Source organism: Paenibacillus sp. FSL K6-1318 (assembly GCF_037976905.1).
Lineage (GTDB): Bacteria > Bacillota > Bacilli > Paenibacillales > Paenibacillaceae > Paenibacillus > Paenibacillus amylolyticus_A.
Window position 1 is genome coordinate 4,629,364 of record NZ_CP150270.1, and the last position, 26,467, is coordinate 4,655,830.

Consider the following 26,467-nt stretch of genomic DNA (forward strand, 5'->3'; position numbering starts at 1 on the left):
CAGGCTTACGCCAGACTTGTTTATTGTAGCACAGCTGTTTGGAAATCGTCCACGAGCGCTACATCGCAATCCTCATGGCAAAAACGATAACATTTCCCTTCTGTAATCTTGCCCTTAATAGCACATCCTACAATAGAGTTAAAATCCGGATTCCAGACGAAAGCAGAAAGGGGTAAACCATGTCACATTTTACTGCTGAACAACTGCAATTTTTGCGTTCCCAACTGATAAGCGATAAGCGCGATATTGAACATAGACTGTCGGAGAACGAACATTATGGCCTTGGAGACTCCCTCAAACTACAGACAGGTGAATTATCACCGATTGATAACCATCCTGGTGACATCGCCACCGAGGTGTATGAACGCGAGAAGGATATTTCCCTGCTGGAACACGATGAATTCCAATTGGAACGTATCGATTCTGCACTGCACTCCATCGAAGAAGGGCATTATGGTACATGTGCAGTCTGCCAGCAACCCATCCCTTATGAACGCATGGAAGCTGTTCCCTACACGAAATATTGCAAAAAACATCAGCCGGAAACCGTCGTCTCTGAAAACCGCCCTGTAGAGGAAGAATTCCTCGCCCCTGCATTTGGCCGAACGAGTCTGGATGAACGGGATGACCAAAATGGCTTCGATGGTGAGGACACCTGGCAGATCGTTGAGAGCTGGGGCACATCGAATTCACCAGCGATGGCTGAAGGACGTGATATCGACAGCTATGACGTTATGGCCATTGAAGCCACAGATGAAGTGGAAGGCTGCGTTGAAGCGTATGAAAGTTTTGTGGCAACGGATATCTACGGTCATGACGTCTCCATCGTGCGTAATCGGCAATATCGCCAGTACCTGGAGAACCGTGAAGGCGATGGTCTGTTAGAACCGGATATGGAGACGGATGACACGTATTATTGATTGCACTTGGATATCATTTGCTTTTATTCGCTTGATCGCTTAATCGCTTAGTAGGTGTTCATATCCAGCTGACGCTGCACAATGCGTACGATATCAGCGATGTAGTCTCCAACAATAGGAAGATTGAGCGCCCCAAGCAGCTGTAAAACATAAATGATCGTTGCTGCGAAAAAGGTAAACCCAATTGCGATCCCTACACCTCTTGCGGCTCCAGACAACAGGTTCAATCCAATCAGTTTCCATGGCCTGTTCAGCAATTCCGTGTATTGCGCAATCCGGGAACGTTCCAGCTCATTAGCCAGACGGTTAGTCAGGGTATGTAACTCTTCGATTTTGTCATGTGATTTCAGATCATCTGATGTTGATGGTGAAGTGGATGCGGATTGCTTGTCTTGTTCGCTCATGTTTGGTCAGTTCCTTTAATCAATATAGATTGACTGCACTATAAAATCATTGCCCTTTTACCTGAAAAACAAACGAGCCCAGAACCAGGGAATATGTCCCTGCCTCTGCGGCTCGTTTGTTTATACGCTATATTCTGTAAATATTGATAGTTACAAACTTCGAATTACGCTTCGATGTAAATACCGATCGATTTGCCCCCGGCTTCAACGCGTTCCATGGACTCATTCGAGCCGAATGTAACTTCGGTTACGAGAACATTTTCACGCAACACATCATCAAACGCCTGAATAGCTTCCTGAAGGGATGCATCTACATCCAGCGTCAAACGTACTCTTTTCTCAATCGGCAAGTCCAGTCGTTTCCGGGTATCCTGCACAGCACGAACCACTTCACGAACCCAACCTTCCTGTTCCAATGCTGGCGTGATTTCGGTATTGAGCGCAACCGTCAGACCATAACCTGATGCTGAAGCAAAACCTGATTTGGCCTGTTTATCAACCAATAATTCTTCGCTCGTCACTTGCAGCTCTTCGCCTTCCGGAGAAACAATGTTCAGCACACCCTCCGAAACCACTTTACGCGTCTCATCTGCGGACATTCCCTTGAAGAAGTTTTGCAAGAATCCTACGTTTTTACCGTATTTTTTACCTGCGACCTTCAGGTTCAGCTTCAATGTAAAGTCAACGAATTCTGCATCGTTATGCTCCGTACGGATTCCTTTTACATTGATCTCTTCCTTGATGATCTCTTCATAACTTGCCAGGTCAAACCCTTTATCCAGGGAAACAATCAATTCGGACAGTGGCTGACGTGTCTTGATGCCTGTTTCGTTACGAACGTTACGGGCAAGTTCAACCACGCGGCGAGCCGTCTCCATATCCTGTTCCAGTCCTGCATCAATCAGCGCTTCATTCGCTACCGGATAGTCTTCCATGTGCACACTCTCACCTGTTGCAAGGTTCAGATAGATATCTTCTGCCAGCATCGGTGTGAACGGAGCAACCAACTTCGCAGTAGTCACCAGTACCTCAGTCAATGTACGGTAAGCATCCAGTTTATCCTCTGTCAGGCCACTTCCCCAGAACCGGTCACGGGAACGACGGATATACCAGTTACTCAGCTCATCGACAAACGCTTCAATCGCTTTGGAAGAGTTCAGATAGTCATTAACCAGCAACGCTTTTTCTACAACCAGGATCAGGCTGTTCAGTCTCGACAGAATCCAGCGATCCAGCTTGTGGGCAGACAGTTGGAACGGATGCTCCTGTGGATCAAATCCATCAATGGTCGCATAAAGCGTCAGGAATGCATGGGTGTTGACCAGTGTATCCACCATTTTGGATTTCGCTTCGCCGACGATGCCTTTGGAGAAACGTTTGCTGTTCCACGGTGCACTGTCAGACAACAAAGCCCAGCGGAATGCATCAGTACCGTATTCTTCAATTACTTCCCACGGATCGATAACGTTACCTTTGGATTTGGACATCTTCTGTCCGTTCTCGTCAAGAACGTGTCCTGTAGCCATAACCGCTTTGTAAGGCGCTTTGCCTGTCAAAAGGGTAGAAACTGCCAGCAAGCTGTAGAACCAGCCACGTGTCTGGTCAATCCCCTCACAGATCATATCTGCAGGATATTGCTGTTCAAATACTTCTTTATTTTCAAACGGATAGTGCTGCTGGGCAAACGGCATGGAGCCACTGTCGAACCAGACATCGATCACTTCCGGTGTACGTTTCATTTCATATTTGCCACAAGAACTCATGACTTTAACGTCATCCACATATGGTTTATGCAGTTCAAGATTCTCAGGCACGTCGCCTACCGCACGAGCACGCAATTCAGCAATGCTGTGTGGAGCAAATTGTTCGCCAGTCTCCTCGCACACCCAGATGTTCAGTGGAGTTCCCCAGTAACGATCACGGCTGATATTCCAATCCACCAGATCTTCTAGGAACTTCCCGAAGCGACCTTCACGAACATGACCCGGATACCAATCCACTTCACTATTGTTGGCAATCAGTTGGTCCTTGATGGCTGTCGTTTGGATAAACCAGCTGTCCATTGCATAGTACAGAAGCGGTGTATCACAACGCCAGCAGAACGGATAGCTGTGCTCATATTTTTCTTTGCTGAACAAACGTCCATTCTCGGACAGATATCTCACGATATCAATATCACAATCCTTCACGAAACGTCCGGCAAAATCAGTAACCTCAGCCACAAATTTACCTTCCAGGTCCACCATGTTCACAAAGCTGATACCATTTTCACGGCATACACGGTAGTCATCTTCACCATGGGCAGGAGCCATGTGTACGATACCCGTACCACTTGCATCCGTTACAAAGCCTGCGCCCAGGATGATGTTGGCTTTCTCAGCCTGTACGTAATTGAACGGAGGATCATACGTTTTGCCAACGAGGTCGGCACCTTTCAGTGCACCAATGATTTCATACTCACCTTTGGCATCTTTCATCACTTTCTCAACCAGATTGGTTGCCATGATGTACACTTCGTTGTCTTGACGAACACGGGAGTAATCCATCTCCGGATTCACGGCAAGTGCAACGTGCGAAGGCAATGTCCAAGGCGTTGTCGTCCAGGCGAGTACGAATTCACCGCTGTCATTCAGTTTGAATTTCGCTGTAGCGCTCAAGTCTTTGACGTCTTTGTACCCTTGTGCAACTTCATGGGAACTCAGTGTCGTCTGACAAGAAGGACAATACGGGCTCACACGGTGACCACGATACAGCAGGCCTTTCTCGTGGATCGTCGCCAGTATATTCCATACACTCTCGATGTAGTTGTTATCAAGGGTGATATATGGGTTATCCATATCTGTCCAATATCCGATACCTTCCGTCAGGTCACGCCATTGTTGCTCATACTCGAATACGCTCGCTTTACATTCGTTAATGAATTTCTCCACGCCGTAATCTTCGATTTCCCACTTATGGGAGATGCCGAGCTTCTTCTGTACACCTAGTTCTACAGGCAGACCATGTGTGTCCCAGCCCGCTTTACGAACGACACGGTAACCCTTCATCGTGTTATACCGTCCAACGAAATCCTTGATTACGCGTCCCAGTACGTGACCGATATGCGGTTTACCGTTTGCTGTAGGAGGCCCTTCATAAAATACGAAGTTTGGCTTGCCCTCCCGGTTTTCGATGGATCGTTTGAATGTATTCTCCGTTTTCCATTTATCCAACACGCGTAATTCTCTGGCGCGTGCTTTCTCTTTGACGTCAACTCGTTGCATGATGATCAACTTTCCTTTCTTTGGTTGGATTGTGGACCGTCCACAAAAAGCGTTTCAATCCCCCTAAATCCCCCTTGCCAAGGGGGACCCCATAGGCGCTCCGCCCTCTGGACACCCGGGATGGGTTGTCGTTGGTGGAACAGTGGCGCTTATGAGCGAGGGTTTATGTGCGTAGTGGCGGCCATTTTGCGGCTGTTCCCTGCGTGAACGCCGCATGGCCTTACCGCGAGGCGGGTGTTGCCGGGCGCTTCGCTTCCCCGGCGGGCGGCTCTCTCCTTGAGGTCCCTGCGGGCCTCATGGGCGTTCGCCTTGGCGAACCCTGATTGCCGGGCGCTTCGCTCTCCCGGCGGGTGGGCTCTCTCCTTGAGGCACCTTCGGGCCTCATGGACGTTCGCCTTAGCGAACCCATGTTGCCGGGCGCTTCGCTCTCCCGGCGGGCGGCTCTCTCCTTGAGGTCCCTGCGGGCCTCATGGACGTTCGCCTTGGCGAAACCCATGTTGCTGGGTGCTTCGCTCTCCCGGCAGGTGGCTCTCTCCCTGAGGTCCCTTCGGGCCTCATGGGCGTTCGCCTTTTTTGGACACAAAAAAGCCCCGTCCCTGGAAAGGGACGAGGCTATACTCGCGTTACCACCCTAATTCTGTTCATCACAAACCACATCCATGCAAGCCTGGGTATGCTCTGTCATCAACAGCGCTTATGCCCCACTATACTGCCGCAGGGTGCCGTTATAACGTACGGCTTACGGTTCGGCTTACACACGGCAACCACGATCACCGCTTCAGCGTCACTTCTCCGGGGAGATATTCGGCTATAACTCATCCATTGGTTTGCACCAACCACCAACTCTCTGAGGGATGAGATCATAACGTACTGAACCCGTCATGGAATCACTATTCATTATGAATATAGTTATAGCCTCTTTGCAGACAAAAGTCAACCAGGCGACAGACTAATAAATTTCTTTCATCTCCCGCTCACGGTCACGCACTTCCTGCTCCCGGCTCTCAAGCACTTCCCAACCATCCTGAGTCAACAGTTCAAGCTGCGCTTCAACAAGCGTGCGGAAACGGGCACGATAAATTGATGCCTGCTTTTTCAGTTCTTCCACTTCCAAAGCAATTTTACGTGATTTGCCCAACGATTCGTTCACGATCCGGTCTGCATTTTTCTCTGCTTCCTTCACGATCAACTGCGCTTCTTTCTTCGCATTATTCTTCACATCATCAGCAGCTTCCTGCGCAATGATGATCGTTTTGCTAAGCGTTTCTTCAATCGTGGCAAAATGATCCAGCTTTTCCTGAACGGACAGCAACTGATTGCTCAGCTCTTTGTTCTCGCGAATGACGCCTTCGTAATCTTTGATGACTTGATCCAGGAATTCATTGACTTCATCCTCGTCATACCCGCGCAAACGTCGGGAAAATTCCTTGTTGTGTATGTCCAGCGGCGTTAATGGCATGCTGTCCACCTCCTGTAAAAGTTCCTTCCCGTCCAGAGAAGGTTTGCAGCATAAATCTTTGACTTAATGTATATCGGATACACCGCGTAATTTTTACACCTTTATGATAAACATTTCGACAAGAAAGCCAATTTTCCTGCAACAGACTCAGGCAAATTTGCCGATTTTCACTCGGCAGCGCCCTTTTTTTGTCATGCCGTCCTGTTCAATAACCTTGAAACGACCAAACCCCTGAATGGATACGACATCCCCCGCTTTTAACGCTTTGGAGGGATCTTCCTCAACCTTCCAGTTCACACGACAGCGCCCAGCCTTGATGGGCACCAGCACCTTACTGCGACTAAGCCGATACACATCTGCACAGATTCCATCCAAACGAAGTGAAGCGACCGTAATATCCATCGTCTCCAGCTTGTTCTCTGACCATCGCATCTGATCCAAAGGAAGTAACTCCGTGAACACATGTAACCGATGCACCTGATTCAGTTGAAGCGATAAAAAAGCGCCGGTTTCCGCTGCCACCACTGTATGGCAACCGTCCTCCAGCACTTGGATATCCCCGATCTTTCCACGTTTCATCCCAAGCCCGAGCAGGGAACCCATGTAGTCCCCATGCTCCAGCTCCGAGATTTTCTGATCATCAGACGTGATACAGAGCACCTGCATACCCATATCCTCATCATCCAGATACATATAATCAGGTGCAACCAACGCACGCTTGCGCTCAGCAGCCTCGTAACCACCATTCAGACGAATCTGAACATCATTACGTCGATTGGCAAGAGTTTGTAAAATAAAAACCTGTCTTGGGTCAAGAAAGTCAGTTAGCTTCATATCATGATACTTGCCTGCCCGCTCAACCCAATCCGAAGCTTTATCTACGAAATCCCGCTCATCATGGCTAAAATGTTCGTAAATTTCACCGCTCATCTATGTCACCCTACCCTAATATACAAAATACCGAAGTATGGAGATCAATCCATTAAGCGCGAGTTGTAGAACGATCAGCGCCACAATTGGGGAAATATCCAGCACTCCGAACAAAGGCGGGATAAATCGACGGAAAGGTCTTAGGTAAGGCTCCACAAATTTGCCTATCCATTCACCGATGAAGCTTTCCCGCGCATTGGGAAGCCAAGACATCAATATGTAGACAATGACCATGTAAAAGTAAATCTGGTATAACGTGTACAACACGCTTTCAATCTGATACAAAAGTGGCTCACCTCATTCTGTTATAATCTTGCTCGCTGTCAGCCAGTATTTCCGTAATTGAGCCCTGAATTTCAACCGTATCTGGCGTACAGAGAAAAATGTTTCCGCCGATTTTGGAAATACCGCCACCCAATGCGTATACCGTGCCACTCAAAAAATCAATAACGCGCAGCGCTTGGTCTTGACGTATTCGTTGCAAGTTCACCACAACGGTACGATGCGAACGCAGATGGTCGGCAATCTCCTGAGCCTCGTCATAAGAACGCGGTTCATACAGGACAACTTTAACATTTTTCTGGGAATGAATGCTCACCACATTATTCCCCCTTTGGTTTCTACGTTTATCGAGACTGGAGGTTTCAGCTTCCTGCTGTTCAGATTCATTTTCCTCCTGCGCAGCCATCCGTTCACGTTCCACAATCTCTTCCTCTTCCTGAAGTCCGAGGAAATTCATAAATTTATTCATTACGCCCATCGTGAACCCTCCTCTTTTCCTACGAGAATCGATCCTAGCCGTACCCAGGTTGCCCCTTCTTCAATGGCCACTTCAAAATCATTGGACATCCCCATCGACAGTTCAGTCAATGGTTCTGCTGTAAGGGCTTGTCCATTCAGTTGATCTCTCAGCTCACGCAATCCACGAAATACGGGACGCGTCAGCTCCGGATTTTCCTCATGAGGTGCCATGGTCATCAGGCCGACGACCTTGAGATTGTTGAACGAACGAATATCACGCAAAAATGAACTTGCCTGTTCAGGCTGTAAGCCATACTTGCTCTCTTCACCCGAAATATTCACCTGCAAAAACGTTTCCACTTGGATGCCAAGTGAAGCTGCTTTCTTATCCAACTCCTTCGCCAATGACAAACGATCCAGTGAATGTATGTAACGAAACTTGCCTATCACGTCTTTCACCTTGTTCGTCTGCAAATGACCGATAAAGTGCCAGGTGCCCTGTTGACCAAATGCTTCCCATTTGGCCTGTGCATCCTGCCACCGATTTTCTCCAATATGCTCAAGACCATGCTCCAGCACCGATCCCGTTGTTTCAAGTGAGACGTACTTCGTGACCGCAATCACGTTCACATCATCACGTTGACGGTTACTGCGCCGACATGCATCCTCGATCTTCTGATTTACCTGTTGTATACGCTCCTCCAATGACACAGAGGGTCACCTCTCTTCCAGCCCAATCCAGCTCGCCATCCGCCCTGTAACCCCATTTTCCTTCCGGTAGGAGAAAAATAGTTCGGGATGACAACTTGTACACCATGTTGTACATTCGATATGATCCGGCATTATTCCTGCTTTCATCATAATGTGTCGATTACATTCTTTCAAGTTTAACATCGTTTTACCGTTATTCACGGGTCGATATGCTTGTTTAGAAGCAGAATCCTCGTATTTATCATTAACCGGGGAATCATCAAACCAAACCCGCACATGCTGCATAACCGCCTCATCCACTTCATAACAGCAATCCCCAATGGACGGACCGATAGCAGCCCGGATATCCTGTCTACGGCTTCCATACTCCCGTTCCATCGTCTCCACCATGGATACAGCGATACCCGCGACTGTACCTTTCCAGCCCGCATGAGCAAGGCCAACAGCCTGTTGTACAGGGTCGTAGAAATAAAGGGGAACACAGTCTGCATAGAAAGAAGTCAGCAGCACCCCGGGCACATTCGTGACCAATCCATCCGTATCCTGTAACGCAGAGTGACGATCAAGTAATCCTCTGCTCCGATCTTCAGCGGTAATTACAGCCACATGTTTGCCATGCACCTGTTCTCCACAGGTCCATGCTTCGGCTGCAAAGCCAATCTTCTCAGTTACAAGCCTGCGGTTGTTAAGTACAACTTCCGGATCATCCCCCACATGATAAGCACAATTGAGCGTAGCATAGGGAGCATTGCCGACTCCACCATGTCTTGTCGTAAACCCAACCGTCAACTTTTCAAACTGCTGTCTCCAAGGCTCAACATATAATAATAACGGGTCAGAACCGAAATCTGAGTTAGGATTCTCTATCCGTTCAAGTAATTCCTTATTCAATACAAAGGGTTCCATTCTCTCACCTCACCACTTCCAGTGTACCAAATGAGCCACATTCTGTCTCATTTATATCGTTCGACGCTGATTACGTTCCGAACGCTCAAGGCGTTCCACACGTTCTGTACGGTTATGATGCTGTTCATCATACAGACGTGCTTCCCGATCACGCTCGTCGTACGTGTTCTCCTTTACTTCATCCATCTTCACCAGAATCACATCTGAACCAATCTTCACAATATTTCTCCAGGGAATCACCAGATCCGTTCCCCCGCCAAAGAGCCCCATAAAACGGCTGTACCCTGGTACAACAATCGCTTCAATTCGTCCCTGCTTCAGATCAAGCTCCAGGTCACTGATCTGACCCAGACGTTTACCATCCGTAATGTTAATAACATCCTTTGTCTGAAAGTCCGAGATTTTCATGCCTCGTGCCGCTACTTCGCTCGTATTTACTTTCATTCATTTCCGCCCCCTGTTATTCCTCTTCTGCCCGTTCCTCACGCTTCTATACAATATATGTTTCAGGGGCGAAAAATGTCCTGTTTTTCATCGAATGTGGAAACGGTCCAAAACAAAAAGACGACCAACGGTATACACTGCCCCGATTGATCGTCCTCCTGCCCTTGCATCCTGTTACGACTTTACATGTTTTTGCATCTGCTGTATCGCTGATTTCTCCAGACGTGATACCTGAGCCTGGGAAATGCCAATTTCATCAGCCACTTCCATCTGGGTTTTCCCTTCGAAAAACCGCATCGACAGAATCATTTTTTCCCGCTGACCAAGACGATGCATTGCTTCCCGGAGCGCTATTTCCTCGATCCACGACACATCCTTGTTTCTGTCATCACTGATCTGATCCATGACATAGATCGGATCTCCACCATCATGATAGATCGGTTCGAAAAGCGAGACCGGATCCTGAATGGCGTCCAATGCAAAAACAACATCTTCCTTCGGCACATTCAGTACTTCCGCAATTTCGAATATCGTCGGTTCCCGGGAATTTTTATTCGTCAGGCTGTCACGGACCTGAAGTGCTTTGTAAGCAATGTCCCTCAAGGAGCGAGATACCCGAATCGGGTTATTATCACGCAGGTATCGACGGATTTCACCGATAATCATCGGCACCGCGTAGGTTGAAAATTTGACATTCTGGGATAAATCAAAATTATCAATGGCTTTCATCAGGCCGATGCAACCAACCTGGAACAGATCATCGACAAACTCCCCCCGATTGTTAAAACGCTGAATGACACTGAGTACCAGACGCAGGTTGCCATTCACTAATTTCTCTCTTGCTGAGCGATCATGGTGTTGCTGAAGGGAATGAAACAATTCCCGCATTTCAGTGTTGGTGAGGACAGGCAATTTTGCGGTGTCCACGCCACAAATCTCGACTTTGTTTCGGGTCATCGTGATTTACCTCCCAAGGAGAAACATTAATGTACATTATCTCCCGGGCAGGCTTTTTTATTCGTACTTGGCATCCTTGCCAGTAATACCCATTCTGACCAGTGATGTATTTCAGACCATTTTATTGAACTCCTTGCGGAGTCTTTTAATGATTCTTTTTTCGAGTCGAGAGATGTAGGATTGGGAGATTCCAAGTAGATCCGCCACATCTTTTTGAGTCTTTTCTTCCCCATCCGTCAAGCCAAAACGAAGCTCCATAATCATTCGCTCGCGCTCCGTTAATTTTTCCAGTGCCTTGTGCAAAAGCTTCCGGTCTACCTGCTCTTCAATATTCCGATAGATTGTATCGTTTTCTGTACCCAGTACATCGGATAATAATAGTTCATTTCCATCCCAATCAATGTTGAGCGGTTCGTCAAAAGAAACCTCAGTTCGGATCTTACTATTACGTCTCAGGTACATTAAAATTTCATTTTCGATACAACGTGAAGCATAGGTTGCCAGTTTGATTTTCTTTTCCGGGTCAAATGTATTAACTGCCTTGATCAGTCCGATGGCTCCAATGGAAACCAGATCCTCAATATTGATTCCTGTGTTTTCAAATTTGCGTGCAATGTATACCACCAGACGCAGGTTGCGCTCAATGAGCATCGCGCGAATGGCCGAGTCTCCCGAGGATAATTTTTGCAGCAAAAATTCTTCCTCTTCCCTTGTCAAAGGCGGCGGAAGTGCCTCACTTCCCCCAATATAATAGATCTCTTCGCTTTTGAGTCCCAACAAAAATAACAGACGGTAATATTGCAGCTGCGCCACCAGTTTCCATTTCACAAGCATGTACGTTCCTCCTATACCACATTCAGCGGCTTTTCTGTTGCTCCCGTAGAGAGAGCCGTAGACTGCGCAGAAGCAGCGTCTTGCACAAGTTCAGGATGAATCACGGCCTGGTATTTCCCATCCGACGACAAAACACCTCCATCCAGCCCAATTAATACCCTTGTCGTCTCATAACATGTTTCCTCCATCGTTACCTTCACCCGGTCCGGCTTCATCGCCAGCATAAACGCAGTCCCTTTGTTAATGCCCCGATAGGGCACAAGCCGCAGTCGATCCTGCCACTGAAAACTTTCCTGATCAAGCTCCATAATAAGGTTGTCCGGCGCCTCATCCTTGAGTCTGCCCTTCCATGAAGCCGGCAGCATGTCTTGCCATAACGAAACCTCCATCACCATAACCGGCATGCGCGATAAGGGATCTGTGAGTTGATTGCCCGTATCCAGAAGGCCTGTACAAGAAATGACTACCTCATCAATGCAGACCTCAACTTTGCCCAAATAGGTCGTCATGCGATCCGTTTTCCGTTTCGAGCTTTGCACAGCTTTGAATAATAACAGGACAGCGAAAAATACGATAAACGTGAACCAGAAGGCAATCTTCAGATCAAATGACATGCCGCCTGAAGCTGTGAACCAAATGCCGTTAAACAGCTCTCCGGAGCTCTGAAGCATGTAATGCACACCCAGAATACCTCCGGCAGCGACAAAATTAATCACATAGAAGGTACCGAGCGTCCTCGCAAAAGCCTGCAGACCCTTAAAACCAAAAGCAATCGTAAGCATGACCAGCGAGAACCCGAACTTGATCAAAAAGGTGAACATAAAGTCAAACTCCGGTACAAACATCATGACCACGTATAATGCGCCCACAATGGCTGATAGCAACCATCTCCACCAGACCAGCTTTGTTTTGCGCATCCAGGCGGTCAGTCCGATGAGTGCACCGTCAATACACAGGTTTGTCAAAAAAATAAGATCCACATACACAACCAAACTCTTCACCTGCCTGCGCGCAACATATCGAAATATCAGTATCCCGGTATTCCGATATTCCTGAGCATATTCACAAGTATACGGAGCCCCCTGTTCAAAGTCTGTCTAATCATGGGGGTGTGTTTCCAACTTTTTTTGTCGGAATTGCTCAGGCCTGTTGTTCAGAATTTGTTCAATGCTGTATGCTATGATATCTAAAAAAACAGAAAAAACCCGGTCACTCCATCAGGAGAACCGGGTTTTCGATAAATCGATATGTGTATTAATCGTTGTTATTATTGCGTGAACGATTGCGTAAAAATGTCGGAATATCCAGCTGATCATTGCTCGGCTGATTTCCGAACGGACGCAGGTTCGGCGAACGCGTATCCGTTGTCTCCGCTGTTGCTGGAGCTGGCTTACGTCCTGGTGGTGGTGGAGCAGGTTTATCTTCAAAACCGGTTGCAATAACCGTAACCTTAATCTCCTCTTTAAGGTCTTCGTCAATGATGGCACCAAAGATCATATTCACTTCCGGGTCGGAAGCAGACGTTACGATCTCTGCCGCTTCGTTCACTTCATACAGGGACAGATTAACGCCACCCGTAATGTTCATGATTACGCCGCGAGCACCTTCAATAGAAGTTTCAAGCAAAGGACTCATAATGGCTTTCCGTGCTGCTTCTGCGGCACGATTCTCACCAGTTGATTCACCAATGCCCATAAGCGCAGAACCACGCTCATGCATAATCGTTTTGACGTCAGCAAAGTCAAGGTTGATCAGACCCGGTACAGCGATCAAATCAGAGATACCTTGTACAGCTTGACGCAGTACGTTATCCGCTTGACGGAATGCTTCAAGCATTGGAGTCTTTTTGTCTACGATTTCGAGCAAACGATCATTAGGAATCACGATCAGTGTGTCGACTTTTTCTTTGAGAGCTTCAATACCTTGCTCTGCATGGCTGGAACGCTTGCGTCCTTCGAATGTAAATGGACGAGTTACGACACCAACGGTAAGTGCACCACACTCTTTAGCGATTTCGGCAATAACGGGAGCCGCACCTGTACCTGTACCGCCGCCCATACCGGCTGTAACAAATACCATGTCTGCACCTTTCAACGTGTTCATGATCAGATCGCGAGACTCTTCCGCTGCTTTTTTACCTACATCCGGGTTGGCACCCGCACCAAGACCACGAGTCAATTTATCACCGATTTGCAATTTATGCTCGGATTTCGCCAGGTGTAACGCCTGAGCATCCGTATTCACCGTAATAAATTCAACACCTTGTACACCATTTTCAATCATACGGTTGACTGCATTGCTTCCGCCGCCGCCTACACCGATGACTTTAATTTGAGCCAAGCTCTCCATCTCGAAATCAAATTCCAACATATTATTCCATCTCCCCCTCAATGTGCATGGATGGCCCGTCCAATTTTTGATTTGAACCGAATCAATTTCATATATCGACGAACGAAAGCGTTTATTTTAGTACCGGCGCATTCAGACGGCTTCAAGAATGTATGAAATGGATCCAACCTGTTATATAAATTCACTGAACATATTCTTCAGCCGTTCGAACAGACCGGGTTTTTGCTCCGATTCCTGTGCCGCATTCGGCTTCGGACGGTTGGTCGGTTTCTTGTTGTTATTATTATTGTTGTTATTTCCACCGCCGTTATTGATCGAGGGACGAATACGCAAACTGCGAATTACACTGTGCAGTATGCCGACTCCGCTTGTGAAACCAGGGTCACGCACACCAATATAATCCGGAACTGCAACTCGTACCGAAGCAGCAAGCTCATGCTGAGCGACCTGCAGAACTCCCGGCATAGAGACCGTACCTCCCGTTAGTATATAACCTCCGGGAAGCTCGTTGTAACCAAGGCGTTTCACTTCTTGAGAGATCATCTGGAATATTTCCTGAACCCGAGGTTCAATAATAGCCGCCAGATCCTCCTGTGAAAACTCCTTGTCTACATTACTGCCGATTCGGGTTACTTTGAACATAACATCCGCAGCAGCATCATCCAACCAGGCGCAGCCATATTTCAGTTTCACTTTCTCCGCTTGATCCGTTAACGTGCGTAGGCCATAGGCGATATCATTCGTTACAAACTCCCCGCCAATCGGCAACGTTGATGTTGCGACAAGACTGTCTTCTTCAAAAATGGCGATGGTTGTTGCACCTGCTCCAATATCAACAAGCACGGAACCCATCGTTTTTTCATCTTTGGACAAAGCCAGTTGACCCGCTCCAAGCGACATGAGAACCAGATCGCTTACTTTCAGACCCGCTTTTTCCACGCAGCGCAAAAGATTATGTATCGCGGTTTTTGCACCCGTAATGATCGTTGCTTCAACTTCCAGACGAACACCAATCATACCACGGGGGTCCTGTATGCCCTCCAAGCCATCTACAACATATTGCTTGGCGACAACATCAATAATTTCCCGTTCCGGCGGAACTGCAATCACTTCGGCTGCTTTCAACACCCGCTCCATGTCTTCTTCTCCGATCTCACGATCCTCGTTAGACACAGCCACGACGCCGTGACTGCTCATCAGTCCGATATGATTTCCTGAGATTCCAACATACACTTCGGATATTTGAATACCTACCATACGTTCTGCATGATCCACTGCGTTGCGAATCGACTGCACCGTCTGATCGATATCTACGATTACACCTTTGCGAATTCCCTCCGAGTCGGCAGATCCAACTCCTATAATATTAAAGGTTCCATTATTAATTTCCCCAATAATAGCGCGAATTTTGGATGTACCGATGTCCAAACTAACAATGATGTCATTGTTGCTCAAGTCTGTGGCACCTCCTGACTCCAATAGTAAGATACGTTCGGGTTTAAACACTCTTAAAACATATTCAACACACTTCAGGCTTTCCCTCTTTTTTCTACAATGTTTTTGGGTGTCAAAATCTGGTTGCGAGACATAAAACCTTGAAGAAAAAAGAAGGAGGCAACTCATGTGCCATAAGTTCAAGTGTATCATTTTTTCTTCATCTCAGAAAGAACAAGTTTCATTGCTCTGAAGGGGCGAAACCCCGACCCGCCTAGGCTTTCATATTCAGTTCAGCCTCAATGATGGCAAAGATCATGGGGTTGCTCCCGGTTCAGCATCATCTTCCGGGTCATCCGGGATGAAAGGAACATAAGTATCTGCTTCAAGCATGGTGATTTTCCCAGGGCGTTCGGTCTCAATCACTTGATTCAGATACTCCACTTTATCCGATAAAAGAGAGACGGTTGTGATCACTTCAAACTGTGATTTGGTATACATCCGAATCTGATCCGGAAATGAAGGCGTAGGATTCGGAATAATCTCCGAAATATCCGTCGTCAATTCGTTTGGAATTTTAGCCAACGTCTCGCTCAGTTCGGCTTTGAGCGGATCATCCGCCTTCCATTGGGTCAATATCGGCTTCTCTACAGCAACACCGATCGTTGCCGGAACTGTCAAGCTTGTCCCGCTGGCCAATATCGCTTTTAACGTACCATCCGTCCCAAGTTCATACGCAACCGTGGCATATTCCTGAACTTTGATATGAATTATGCCTGGGAATTGCTTGTCCACGGTAACGGTTGAGATCGCCTTGATACTCTTAAGACGCTCGATAACCTCCGCAGCACTTGTCCCAAAAAATTGATCGCCTTCTTTCAGACCGCTTTTCTCCAGCAGTTCTGAAGTCGCTGTGTATACATTACCCGTAATTTCAACTGCCGAAATCCGACTCATGGAAGAACGAAAGAATAATACAGCGAGCAATACAATAAATAGTAATAAAAGAATAATTACAATTTTGCGGCTTGTGTTTCCTTTTGGCCGATTCTTCTTCAGAACCGGAATTTGACTTTTAGGCATAAGTAGCGCTCCACAAAGCCTCAGGTCCCCTCCCATCAAAGAAGGGGACGCCAAGGACGTTAATTGGCAAAATCCAACTCTTTCGAAACGGGCGACTGTCGCTCAACCGATGCTCCAAGACTCTGGAATAACTTCTCGATCTGATCGTATCCCCGGTCAATATGATGCACTTGCTCCACAACCGTTTTGCCTTGAGCAGCCAGACCTGCAATAACCAGAGCTGCACCTGCACGAAGATCGGTTGCTTCTACTGTAGCCCCGTACAGACGGGGAACACCACGGATAAATGCTGCGTTCAGATCGACTGAAATATCAGCCCCCATCACATTCAGCTCATCCACATGTTTGAATCGACCCTCGAATACCGTTTCCTTCATCACACTGAATCCGTCTGCCAGACTGAGCAACACCATGATTTGTGATTGCAGATCTGTCGGAAACGAAGGATACGGAGAAGTCACAATACGGTCTACTGATTTTGGACGGCTCATACAGCTCACCGTCATTATATCATTGCAGACTGTGATTTGAACACCAGTGCGCTTCAACACATGTATAAGTGAAGTAAGATGAGCAGGATTGCAATGTGTAAGCGTAACATTGCCACGCGTTGCTGCAGCTGCGATCATCACGGTCCCAGCAACGATTCGATCCGGTATAATCTCATACGAACAAGGCTTCAATTTCTCAACGCCATTAATCGTAATCGTATCCGTTCCTGCACCAATGATGCTTGCACCCATAGCATTCAGGAAGTGCTGCAGATCTTGTATTTCAGGTTCTCTTGCGGCGTTGCAAATGGTTGTCGTGCCTTTAGCCATAACGGCTGCCATCATGATATTCTCGGTCGCTCCCACACTCGGGAAATCCAAATGAATATCTGTACCCACCAGATTCTTCCCATGACAGATAATCTGTTGGTCCTGCTCCTCAATCAAAGCTCCGAGCGCTTCCAGGCCCCGGAGGTGAAGATCAATTTTGCGTTCTCCAATGGCACAGCCCCCTGGCTGGTACACTGACACTTGCCCAAACTTAGCCAGCAATGGTCCCATCAAAAAAATGGAAGAGCGCATCTGCTTCATTAGATCTTCTGGCACATCATATGACCGGATCGACGAGGTATTAATCGTCACTGTTCCCTGTTCATGCCGACACGTGCATCCAAGCCGTTCCAGGATATACAGCATCACTTCAATGTCCAGCAAGTGTGGAACGTTATGCAGTGTAACTTCTCCATCTGCCAACAAACTTGCGGCCATAATCGGTAAAGCGGCATTTTTTGCTCCATGGATGCGTATGGATCCTGAGAGGGGTTTCCCGCCTTCAATCACCAATTTGTCCAATGTATCACCTCCGGGGTTTACCGCTCACCCACTACGAAGACTTCCGGTACCAGGTTAATACCGTTTTGAGATGATATAGTGCTCTGAATCTGCTGCATTAGGGTGATAACGTCCTCTGCTGTTGCTTGCCCTGTATTGACAATGAAATTGGCATGCATGGTGGATACCTGTGCGCCTCCCTGAGTCAACCCTTTCAGCCCTGCTGCTTCAATCAGACGGGCTGCATGATTACCCGGGGGATTTCGGAACACACTGCCTGCACATGCCATCTGAAGTGGCTGTGTGCGGCGCCGGCGATCTTTATAAGCCGCCATGGCTTCCGAAATGACTTTGCGCTCTCCCTGCTGAAGTTCAAATGCAGCTTCCAGCACGATGCCTCTCCGGTCATGCAGAACAGAGTGGCGGTAGGCAAAATCCATGTCCTCCTTGCTGTAACGTACCAATTCTCCTGTCTCCAGTACAACCTCAGCGAATTTGAATATCCGTGACACATCCGATCCATGGGCACCCGCGTTCATGTATACGGCTCCACCGACAGTGCCGGGGATACCGCTGCCGAATTCCAGACCGGTCCATTCCTTTTTCGCAGCAACCACACTGAGTTTAACAAAAGAATGCGCTGCTCCGGCGGTTACGCCGCCTTCGTGAAACTCGGCATAATCAAAGCCTTCGCCCGGTTTCACAACAACACCACGTATTCCTTTGTCTGACACCAGCATGTTTGAACCCCGTCCAAGTTGCATCCACGGAACCTGATTCTTGTGAAGCAATTGAACGAGATGTATCATCTGCTCTTTATTCTCCGGAATGACCAGTGCATCCGCAGGACCGCCGATCTTCCATGTGGTGTATTTGGCTAGCGATTCGTTTTCAAGAACTCTGCCCACATTGTGCTGGGACAGTATCGATATCCACTGGTGCATGTGTGCATCCTCCTTTGCTTCAAAGCCGATGAACATGGTATGTTCTGTTGCTACAGACCGTGTTCTGGCGCCATGGAACGATGGTCACGATTTATACGGTATCTTATGTCAGTCCCGTCTTGTGTGTGACAATCGCCCACAAACACCCTTTATCGGCGTGCAGCAAGACGCTGAATTTCACGCACAAGCACTTCGGCTGCATCCGGTTTCCCCAGTTTCCGAGAGGCTTCAGCCATTCGTTTACGCCCGAGTTCATCATTCATAATCCCGGCGATGGCTTCATACAGCACTTTACCTGTAAGATCCTTCTCCAGCATCGTGAGCGACGCACCTCCACCTTCAAGCTTGCGTGCATTGGCTTCCTGATGATTGTTGGTCACGTTGGGTGATGGAATGAGGATCGAAGGAATGCCCAGTGATGTAATCTCCGCAAGGAATGATGCCCCGGCGCGATTTACAATCAAGGATGTACAAGCAAGTACCTCAGGCATATTGTGCACGTAAGGCAGAACATGCAGGTGGTTTGGCATTGTACCCAATGAACTGCGAATGGCTTCACGCGTTTCATCAAAATAGATATCCCCTGTCACGTAAACCACATGAACATCATCCAGTTGCTCCAGCATAGGAGCCATGTCCACCATCGCTTTATTGATTGCTTTCGCTCCACGACTGCCACCAACCACAAGAACAACACGGCTGTTCATTGGGACACCTAATGTGGCAAAACCACGATCACGGCTAGCCTGAGCTACCGTAGTCGCTCGCGGATTACCGGTGTAGATCACATTTTTCGCACCGGTAAACGATTTTTCAAGACCTTCAAAGCTAACGGCAACCGTGTCCACATAACGCATCAGAAATTTGTTAGTCAGACCCGGAATCGCGTTCTGTTCATGAATTATACTCGGAATCCCCAGTTTTGTTGCTGCATACACCACAGGTCCACACACATATCCACCCGTACCAATTACAACATCCGGTTTGAATTCCTTCAGCATTTTTTTGGACTTGCGTACACCTTGAATGAAACGCATGACCGTTTTCAGGTTGTCGATAGACAATTTACGTCGAAAACCGGTAATATCAATCGATTTAAAAGGAATATTTTCCTGGGGGACCAGTTTGCTTTCCAGCCCTCTGGTTCCGCCAATATATAGAAATGTCGAGTCCGGGTTCTCCGCCTCACATTGTCTTGCTATGGCAACAGCAGGATAGATATGTCCACCCGTACCGCCGCCGCTTAGAACGACTCGCATCGCATAGTCACCTCGCATAACGGGATAAGTTCACTAAAATGCCCAGTGCTGTGAGCATGAGGGTCAATGATGATCCGCCGTAACTGATCAGAGGTAAGGTAATACCCGTAACTGGCATCATTCCAATGACAACACCAATGTTAATAATGACCTGTACGGCGACCATACCTACGATACCAACACCAAGCAGGCTGCCGAAGGCATCCGGGACGGTCATCGCTACACGCATTCCTCTCCACACCAGCACCAGAAACAACAATAATACAATCATTCCACCTATAAAGCCGAGTTCTTCGGCCAAAATACTAAAAATAAAGTCCGTTTGCGGTTCAGGTACATAACTGTACTTCTGCCGGCTCATGCCCAGTCCCAATCCTGCCAGTCCACCAGGACCAATCGCGTATAACGATTGAATGATCTGATAACCGGCACCCAGTGGATCGGACCACGGGTCCAAAAACGCTGTGATACGCTGCAACCGATAGGGAGCTGCTGCGATCAACGCTGCAAATCCGACTACGCCGCCAAGAGCAAGCAAGCTTAGATGTTTCATTCGTGCTCCGGCTGTGAAAATAATAAGCATGGATGCTCCCATCATCACGGTGCCTGTCCCCAAATCAGGTTGCAGCATAATAATACCAAAAGCCAAACCGATCAATCCCAGCGGTGGCAGAAGCCCCGTTGTGAAGGTCTTGATTTTGCCTGGCTCCTTGCTCAGCCAGTGAGCGAGAAACAAAATCATGCCCAGCTTCATGAATTCTGAGGGCTGGATACCGAACGAACCTATACCCAGCCAACTTCGTGCGCCCCCGCGAACCACTCCAATTCCAGGAATGAGCACCGCAATAAGCATAATAAAACAAGCAATCAATATTGGCTTGGCATATTTCCTCCACACCCGGTAGTCTACATTAGCAGTTACGAACATGGCCACAAGCCCAAGCACCGCAAACAAGGCCTGTCTTTTTACAAAATAAAATGAATCGCCATAATCATGAAAGGCAAGCACCGAGCCTGCGCTATATACCATTATGATGCCGATGGCAAGCAATGCCAAAATACAAATCAGCAACCAAATATCTGGTGCCGGTCGCGTCTGTTTCATCAGGAGGCCACCCCTTGCATGGAAGTAGGGGCTTTTCCACCCCCCTACTTACAAGTTATGCGCCGCCTCTTTAAAAATGCGTCCCCGCTCTTCATAGGAAGCAAACATATCCCAACTTGCACATGCCGGGGATAACAAAACGACATCACCGGCAGTAGCAAGCTTCGATGCTTCCTGCACAGCAACGGTTAACGTCCGGGCAGCGTCCTCCTCATTATCGACGACCTTAATTTGCTTTAATCCGGCAAGTTCCGCGACCTTGGCAATTTTTGTCCGTGTCTCTCCAATTGCAACGACAGCTTTCACTCGTTCCTGGAACAAAGGTAACAACTCCATCATGTCTGATCCACGATCCAGCCCTCCGGCAATTAACACGACCGGTTCCTTGAACGAATTCAGGGCCATGACGGTAGCCTTCGAATTGGTCGCTTTGGAGTTATTGTAGTATGCAGAGCCATTATGCTCCAGAACATATTCAAGTCGGTGTTCAACCCCCTTGAAGTCTGCAAGCGGAGCTGCCAGCACCGCAGGATCAGCTCCTGCCGCAACGGCAATGGCCACAGCAGCCAGTGCATTTTCCACGTTGAATCGTCCAGGGAGGCCAATGTCCTCAACGTCGATTATGATGTGGTGGTCTCCGTTTTCATCCGCATAGATCACCTGACGCTTCACATCATCTTCTTCCCCATCCACATAAGGAGGATCTGCATACACACCTGTATCCAATTTCTCTGTCACTGAGAAGGGGAGCAATCTGCCTTTGATGTAAGGAACCAGACCACGACATACCGCATCATCCCAATTCAGGATAGCTACGTCGTCAGGCTGCTGATTGGCGAACAATTTGGCTTTGGAAGCCACATAATCATCCATGCCCCCATGATAGTCCAGATGCGTCTCTGCGACGTTAAGCAAGCTGGCAATACGCGGTCGGAAATCAGCCGTTCCTTTGAGCTGGAAACTACTAAGCTCGACAACCATCCAGTGATCTGGAGAAGCCTGCTCTGCGGCTTCACAGAGAGGTGTTCCAATATTACCGGCAACAATCGGCTTGAGGCCGGCATGTTCCAACATTTTACCCACCCAAGTGGTCGTTGTTGTTTTTCCATTGGAGCCGGTAATACCGATCATGGGTGCAGCACATAGATGATAAGCGACCTCTACCTCTGTCACCACTTCAATGCCTAACGCCAGAGCTTGCTGCACTGGAGCAGCATGGTATGGGATGCCGGGATTTTTGACGACCAGCTTCACATCACTGTGAATCAGATCATCCGGATGTCCTCCGCATACAACAGAAATTCCCAAAGCCTCCAATTCGGAAGCTTCGGGACACTGTTCTCTCTCTTTTTTATCATTTACTGTAACCTTCGCTCCGGCACGATCCAGCACTTTGGCGACTTGTACGCCGCTTTTGGCCAATCCGAGCACAACTACTTGTTGTCCGCGATATGATTCAGGATGGTTCATGATCTACAACCCCTTGTTGAGATAAAGTCCAAGAGCGGCCAAAATTGCGCCTACCGCCCAAAAGGTAATAACAACCCGCCATTCCGACCAGCCACTTAATTCAAAGTGATGGTGAATAGGGCTCATTTTGAATACACGCTTGCCGCGAGTCTTGAATGATACCACTTGAATGATGACAGACAGGATCTCGATGACAAAAATACCGCCAATGATGACAAATAGAAGCTCTGTTTTGGTTACAATCGCTACCGCACCAATTGCACCGCCAATCCCCAGAGAACCTGTGTCTCCCATAAACACTTTGGCCGGATGTGCGTTATATACCAGAAAACCAAGCACGGCTCCGATCATCGCTGCTGCACACACTGCAGCCGGCATCGACGTGGCTTGCATCGCTACAATGGCAAATGCCCCAAACGCAATTGCACTTACCCCGGACAGTAAACCATCCAAACCATCGGTAAAGTTAACCGCATTGGTAATGGCAAGCATCATGAATACGACGAACGGATAATAGAACCATCCGGTCCAGTCGAACGAGAATGACGTACCCGGAATAGAAATGGCTGTGCTATGTCCATTCTGGATCAGCAAGAAACACATCACTGCACTGAAGAACAATTGGCCCAGCATTTTTTGTCTGGCCGTCAGTCCGAGCGAACGTTTGAACACAATTTTGATGTAATCATCCAGGAAGCCAATCAGCCCGAATCCCAGCGTAGCCACGAGCAAGACATAAAAGTCTGTATTCTTGACTGCCGAAAATTTCAAAAAGGCCAATGTGAACGCAACTAAAATAACGACTCCACCCATTGTAGGTGTTCCGCTTTTTTTCAAATGGCTCTGAGGCCCATCTTCCCTAACCTGCTGTCCGAATTTCATGCGCCGTAACAGCGGAATCAGGAGCGGTGCGGCAATCACCGCCAGAATAAATGAAACGCCGATTGTTAACAGTAATACCTGAAAATCCATGGGTTCACCCCTCTAGTCTACTCGATTCTGTAATGGTGCTATTTGTAGTGCTTCGACCACGTCCTCCAGCTTCATGCCCCTTGAGGCTTTGAACAAGACAACGTCTCTGGGATGTAGTTTCTCCAGTAGATAACGGGTCATTTCTTCTTTATCTATAAAAGCATGCACAGCCTCTGCCGGCATTTGCTTTCTTGCTCCTTCAGCAATATTAGCTGATAGCGGACCATATACCAGAACCATGTCCATTTTGGCAGATGTGATATACTCTCCGATTCCATAATGCAGATCCTGCTCCTGAGGACCAAGTTCAAGCATATCACCAAGCACAGCCACTTTCATATGGTATCCTTTCAGACCTTCCAATACATCGATTGCGGCCTTCATGGAGGTTGGACTTGCATTGTATGCATCATTCAGCAGGGTCAGACCACTAACGCCTTGCGTAACCTCAATGCGCATGCCTGTCAGTTTCAAGCGGGACAATCCCGCAGCAATCTGTTCCGTAGTCACTCCAAAATGACGGGCTACAGCGAGGGCAGCCAGACAGTTAACGACATTATGCGTTCCCAGCAGGGGGAGCGTAAATGCATGATCTCCATACTGTTTGGTAGTGAAAACAACCCCGTTCTGCGCATTCATGAGTCCGGTAGGATAGTCATCATTATCGGTTTCCAGACCAAATGTAAACCGCTGCAATCCCTTTGGTTGTTTCGTTGCGGGTTCTTCAAGGACTTGTGCAATTAAAGGCTCGTCTCCGTTGTAGATCAGTAACCCGTCCGCTTTCATTCCCGCTGCAATCTCGGCTTTGGCTCTGGCAATCTCCAATCTCGACCCCAATTGCAGCAGATGAGATTCACCAATATTGGTGATGACCGCTACATCAGGCTGCGCAATAACCGACAAATCGTTAATTTCCCCGCGACCACTCATGCCCATCTCCAAAATGATAATCTCTGTATCCGGGGCCATGCTTAGTACAGTCAGTGGTAAACCAATATGGTTGTTGAAGTTTCCTTGTGTCTTATGCACTTTGAACGTCGTTGAGAGAATGGCATCCACGATGTCCTTCGTTGTCGTCTTGCCGTTGCTGCCTGTAATGCCAACAATAGCAGCTTTATTCTCTGTTAGATAAGCAGATGCGAGTGCTTGCAGTGCGACAAGTGTGTCGTCAACAACAATGACAGCGCCTTGTGGCGGAATACCATGATCCTTTTGCCAGATCGCCCCTGCAGCACCCTTCTCTAGACAGGCTTGCACAAATTCATGTCCGTCAAACCTTTCACCCACTAGCGGGATAAACAAACTGCCTTCCAGGGGTTTACGCGAATCGGTAAACACCCCTTCGACCATTACATTGCCATGAGCAGCAACGTCACTTACTGTTCCTCCACACATCTCGGCCAATTGTGCCAATGTTCTTTTTATCAATTGGATTTGCCCCTTATCGCTTCTTTGGCTATGATTCGGTCATCAAAATCGGTTTTGGTTGTGCCGATAATCTGATAGGTCTCGTGACCCTTGCCCGCAATCAATACTACATCGGCTGGGCTTGCCATTTCAATAGCTTCATGAATCGCCTGGCGCCGATCCACAATCATCGTATAACGTTCAGCAGGAACGGATTCTTCAATCAGGCCCTGTTCAATGTCTTTGAGAATCAGATCCGGATCTTCTGTCCGTGGATTATCAGAAGTGACGAGTACAAAATCGCTATACTTCGCAGCAATCTTACCCATGAGAGGTCGTTTGGTACGATCTCTGTCACCACCACAGCCAAACACACAGATCACACGTCCTTCAGCAAATTCCTTCACCGTCCGCAGTACATTCTCCAGTCCATCCGGTGTATGAGCATAGTCGACAATAACAGCAAATGGCTGCCCTTCGTCAACGCCTTCAACACGTCCATCCACACCCGGAACTGTCTCCAGACTGCGTTTGATCTCTTCCAATGGAACGCCTTCCACCAGCGCTGCAGAGATTGCTGCCATCGCATTGTACACATTGAATTTACCTACCATGCGCAAGCGAATATCCGTGCTGCCTGCAAATGTATCCACGTGGAAAGAAGTCCCTTGAGAGGTAATTGAGATTTGGGATGCGCGCACATCCGCCTCTTCACCCATGCCATATGTAATCACTTCAGCTGCAGTCACAGAGATGAAATAAGCCGCAGCCGGATCATCTGCATTGATGACAGCGAATTTGCGCTGTGAAGCATCTTCCGTATATCCGTTACCCAGTCGTGCAAAGAACAACCCTTTGGCCCCGCGATATTCCTCCATGGAATGGTGGTAGTCCAGATGATCCTGCGTCAGGTTAGTGAATACCGCAGTACGGAAATTCGTTCCCTTTACACGCCCTTGTTCCAATGCGTGAGAAGAAACTTCCATAACACAGCAGTCCGTCCCCTTCTGAACCATATCATGCAGACTACGCTGCAGATCAAGCGCCTCTGGTGTCGTTCCTGACATCGGGTAGGTACGACCGTCATACCGCATTTGAATGGTACCGATCAATCCCGTCTTACGTCCGTAATCGCTCATGATTTTTTCAATCAAATAGGTAGTGGTCGTTTTTCCGTTCGTGCCCGTTACACCAATCATATTCATCTTCTGGCTTGGCGAGTCAAAAAAGAAATCTGCCAGAACAGCCATCGCAAACCGGCTGTCCTTCACCAGCAATTGTGGTACAGGCAGATCCAGCTGACGTTCAACCACCAATGCGACTGCACCGGCATGGACAGCTTTTTCTGCATAATCATGACCATCTACCGTATGTCCTGGAAGACAGATAAACAGATCACCCGGTTTTACCTGCCGGGAATCTGTCTGAAGGTTTTGGCATTCTGTATTCGATTCGCCCACGAGGCGAGCGGTGGTCAGCATCGATGCAAATTGTTTTAAAAGCACATGAATAACCTCACTTTTCCAATTATACTTCTGTTTTAGCATATGTCT

Annotated in this window: 24 protein-coding genes and 1 other annotated feature; of the genes, 1 reads left to right on the forward strand and 23 read right to left on the reverse strand. The window is 48.0% G+C overall.

Annotated features, from left to right (window positions below; all coding sequences use genetic code 11):
* Positions 1–179 precede the first annotated feature (179 nt).
* Positions 180–920, forward strand: coding sequence for a TraR/DksA C4-type zinc finger protein (locus NYE45_RS20495; protein WP_340013784.1), 741 nt, complete (start codon positions 180–182; stop codon positions 918–920).
* Between the two features lie 47 nt (positions 921–967).
* On the opposite strand, the gene NYE45_RS20500 is transcribed toward NYE45_RS20495, so the two are convergent.
* The 23 genes from NYE45_RS20500 to NYE45_RS20610 form a co-directional block, all read right to left on the reverse strand.
* On the reverse strand, positions 968–1,324 hold the full coding sequence (locus tag NYE45_RS20500; RefSeq protein ID WP_340013785.1) for a DUF5665 domain-containing protein: 357 nt from the start codon (positions 1,322–1,324) through the stop codon (positions 968–970).
* 164 nt (positions 1,325–1,488) lie between these two features.
* Complete coding sequence (gene ileS / locus NYE45_RS20505; RefSeq protein WP_340013786.1) at positions 1,489–4,587, reverse strand: isoleucine--tRNA ligase; 3,099 nt, start codon at positions 4,585–4,587, stop codon at positions 1,489–1,491.
* A 599-nt stretch (positions 4,588–5,186) separates the two neighbouring features.
* Positions 5,187–5,479 (reverse strand) — a binding site (T-box leader).
* 57 nt (positions 5,480–5,536) lie between these two features.
* Positions 5,537–6,046: a DivIVA domain-containing protein gene (locus NYE45_RS20510; RefSeq protein ID WP_062835445.1), complete on the reverse strand. Its 510-nt coding sequence runs from the start codon at positions 6,044–6,046 to the stop codon at positions 5,537–5,539.
* Positions 6,047–6,193: 147 nt separating this feature from the next.
* Positions 6,194–6,976 (reverse strand): YlmH/Sll1252 family protein, encoded by a 783-nt coding sequence (locus NYE45_RS20515; RefSeq protein ID WP_340013787.1) that lies wholly within the window; start codon positions 6,974–6,976, stop codon positions 6,194–6,196.
* A 15-nt stretch (positions 6,977–6,991) separates the two neighbouring features.
* A complete protein-coding gene (locus NYE45_RS20520) occupies positions 6,992–7,252 on the reverse strand; it encodes a YggT family protein (protein ID WP_139331912.1) in 261 nt (86 codons plus the stop codon).
* Between the two features lie 16 nt (positions 7,253–7,268).
* On the reverse strand, positions 7,269–7,736 hold the full coding sequence (locus NYE45_RS20525) for a cell division protein SepF (protein ID WP_215077507.1): 468 nt from the start codon (positions 7,734–7,736) through the stop codon (positions 7,269–7,271).
* Complete coding sequence (locus NYE45_RS20530) at positions 7,727–8,428, reverse strand: YggS family pyridoxal phosphate-dependent enzyme (protein WP_062835448.1); 702 nt, start codon at positions 8,426–8,428, stop codon at positions 7,727–7,729. Before NYE45_RS20530 ends, NYE45_RS20525 begins: the two co-directional genes overlap by 10 nt.
* Before the next feature lie 6 nt (positions 8,429–8,434).
* Complete coding sequence (gene pgeF, locus NYE45_RS20535) at positions 8,435–9,334, reverse strand: peptidoglycan editing factor PgeF (RefSeq protein ID WP_340013788.1); 900 nt, start codon at positions 9,332–9,334, stop codon at positions 8,435–8,437.
* Between the two features lie 51 nt (positions 9,335–9,385).
* Positions 9,386–9,778 (reverse strand): YlmC/YmxH family sporulation protein, encoded by a 393-nt coding sequence (locus NYE45_RS20540; protein ID WP_340013789.1) that lies wholly within the window; start codon positions 9,776–9,778, stop codon positions 9,386–9,388.
* Between the two features lie 174 nt (positions 9,779–9,952).
* Positions 9,953–10,735: an RNA polymerase sporulation sigma factor SigG gene (sigG, locus tag NYE45_RS20545; RefSeq protein WP_017687309.1), complete on the reverse strand. Its 783-nt coding sequence runs from the start codon at positions 10,733–10,735 to the stop codon at positions 9,953–9,955.
* Positions 10,736–10,846: 111 nt separating this feature from the next.
* Positions 10,847–11,569, reverse strand: coding sequence for an RNA polymerase sporulation sigma factor SigE (sigE, locus tag NYE45_RS20550; protein ID WP_017687308.1), 723 nt, complete (start codon positions 11,567–11,569; stop codon positions 10,847–10,849).
* Positions 11,570–11,580: 11 nt separating this feature from the next.
* Entirely contained in the window at positions 11,581–12,561 is a 981-nt protein-coding gene (gene spoIIGA / locus NYE45_RS20555) for a sigma-E processing peptidase SpoIIGA (protein ID WP_340017410.1), read from the reverse strand.
* A 262-nt stretch (positions 12,562–12,823) separates the two neighbouring features.
* The gene (ftsZ, locus tag NYE45_RS20560; protein WP_017687306.1) at positions 12,824–13,939 is read right to left on the reverse strand and encodes a cell division protein FtsZ; all 1,116 of its coding nucleotides are present in this window, start codon (positions 13,937–13,939) and stop codon (positions 12,824–12,826) included.
* Positions 13,940–14,089: 150 nt separating this feature from the next.
* Entirely contained in the window at positions 14,090–15,373 is a 1,284-nt protein-coding gene (gene ftsA / locus NYE45_RS20565) for a cell division protein FtsA (RefSeq protein ID WP_062835452.1), read from the reverse strand.
* A 294-nt stretch (positions 15,374–15,667) separates the two neighbouring features.
* Positions 15,668–16,435, reverse strand: a complete 768-nt coding sequence (locus tag NYE45_RS20570) for an FtsQ-type POTRA domain-containing protein (RefSeq protein ID WP_062835453.1) — start codon at positions 16,433–16,435, stop codon at positions 15,668–15,670.
* Between the two features lie 59 nt (positions 16,436–16,494).
* Positions 16,495–17,778, reverse strand: a complete 1,284-nt coding sequence (gene murA / locus NYE45_RS20575) for a UDP-N-acetylglucosamine 1-carboxyvinyltransferase (protein WP_062835454.1) — start codon at positions 17,776–17,778, stop codon at positions 16,495–16,497.
* 17 nt (positions 17,779–17,795) lie between these two features.
* The gene (gene murB, locus NYE45_RS20580) at positions 17,796–18,701 is read right to left on the reverse strand and encodes a UDP-N-acetylmuramate dehydrogenase (RefSeq protein WP_340013791.1); all 906 of its coding nucleotides are present in this window, start codon (positions 18,699–18,701) and stop codon (positions 17,796–17,798) included.
* A gap of 149 nt (positions 18,702–18,850) precedes the next feature.
* A complete protein-coding gene (gene murG / locus NYE45_RS20585; RefSeq protein WP_340013792.1) occupies positions 18,851–19,960 on the reverse strand; it encodes an undecaprenyldiphospho-muramoylpentapeptide beta-N-acetylglucosaminyltransferase in 1,110 nt (369 codons plus the stop codon).
* Positions 19,961–19,967: 7 nt separating this feature from the next.
* Entirely contained in the window at positions 19,968–21,065 is a 1,098-nt protein-coding gene (gene spoVE / locus NYE45_RS20590) for a stage V sporulation protein E (protein WP_340013793.1), read from the reverse strand.
* 48 nt (positions 21,066–21,113) lie between these two features.
* A complete protein-coding gene (murD, locus tag NYE45_RS20595; protein WP_340013794.1) occupies positions 21,114–22,535 on the reverse strand; it encodes a UDP-N-acetylmuramoyl-L-alanine--D-glutamate ligase in 1,422 nt (473 codons plus the stop codon).
* 3 nt (positions 22,536–22,538) lie between these two features.
* Complete coding sequence (gene mraY / locus NYE45_RS20600; RefSeq protein WP_047843751.1) at positions 22,539–23,507, reverse strand: phospho-N-acetylmuramoyl-pentapeptide-transferase; 969 nt, start codon at positions 23,505–23,507, stop codon at positions 22,539–22,541.
* A 12-nt stretch (positions 23,508–23,519) separates the two neighbouring features.
* The gene (murF, locus tag NYE45_RS20605) at positions 23,520–24,932 is read right to left on the reverse strand and encodes a UDP-N-acetylmuramoyl-tripeptide--D-alanyl-D-alanine ligase (RefSeq protein WP_340017411.1); all 1,413 of its coding nucleotides are present in this window, start codon (positions 24,930–24,932) and stop codon (positions 23,520–23,522) included.
* Positions 24,932–26,419 carry a UDP-N-acetylmuramoyl-L-alanyl-D-glutamate--2,6-diaminopimelate ligase gene (locus NYE45_RS20610; protein WP_340013795.1) on the reverse strand — a complete coding sequence of 496 codons (1,488 nt, stop codon included), beginning with the start codon at positions 26,417–26,419 and terminating at the stop codon, positions 24,932–24,934. Before NYE45_RS20610 ends, murF begins: the two co-directional genes overlap by 1 nt.
* Positions 26,420–26,467: the final 48 nt, after the last annotated feature.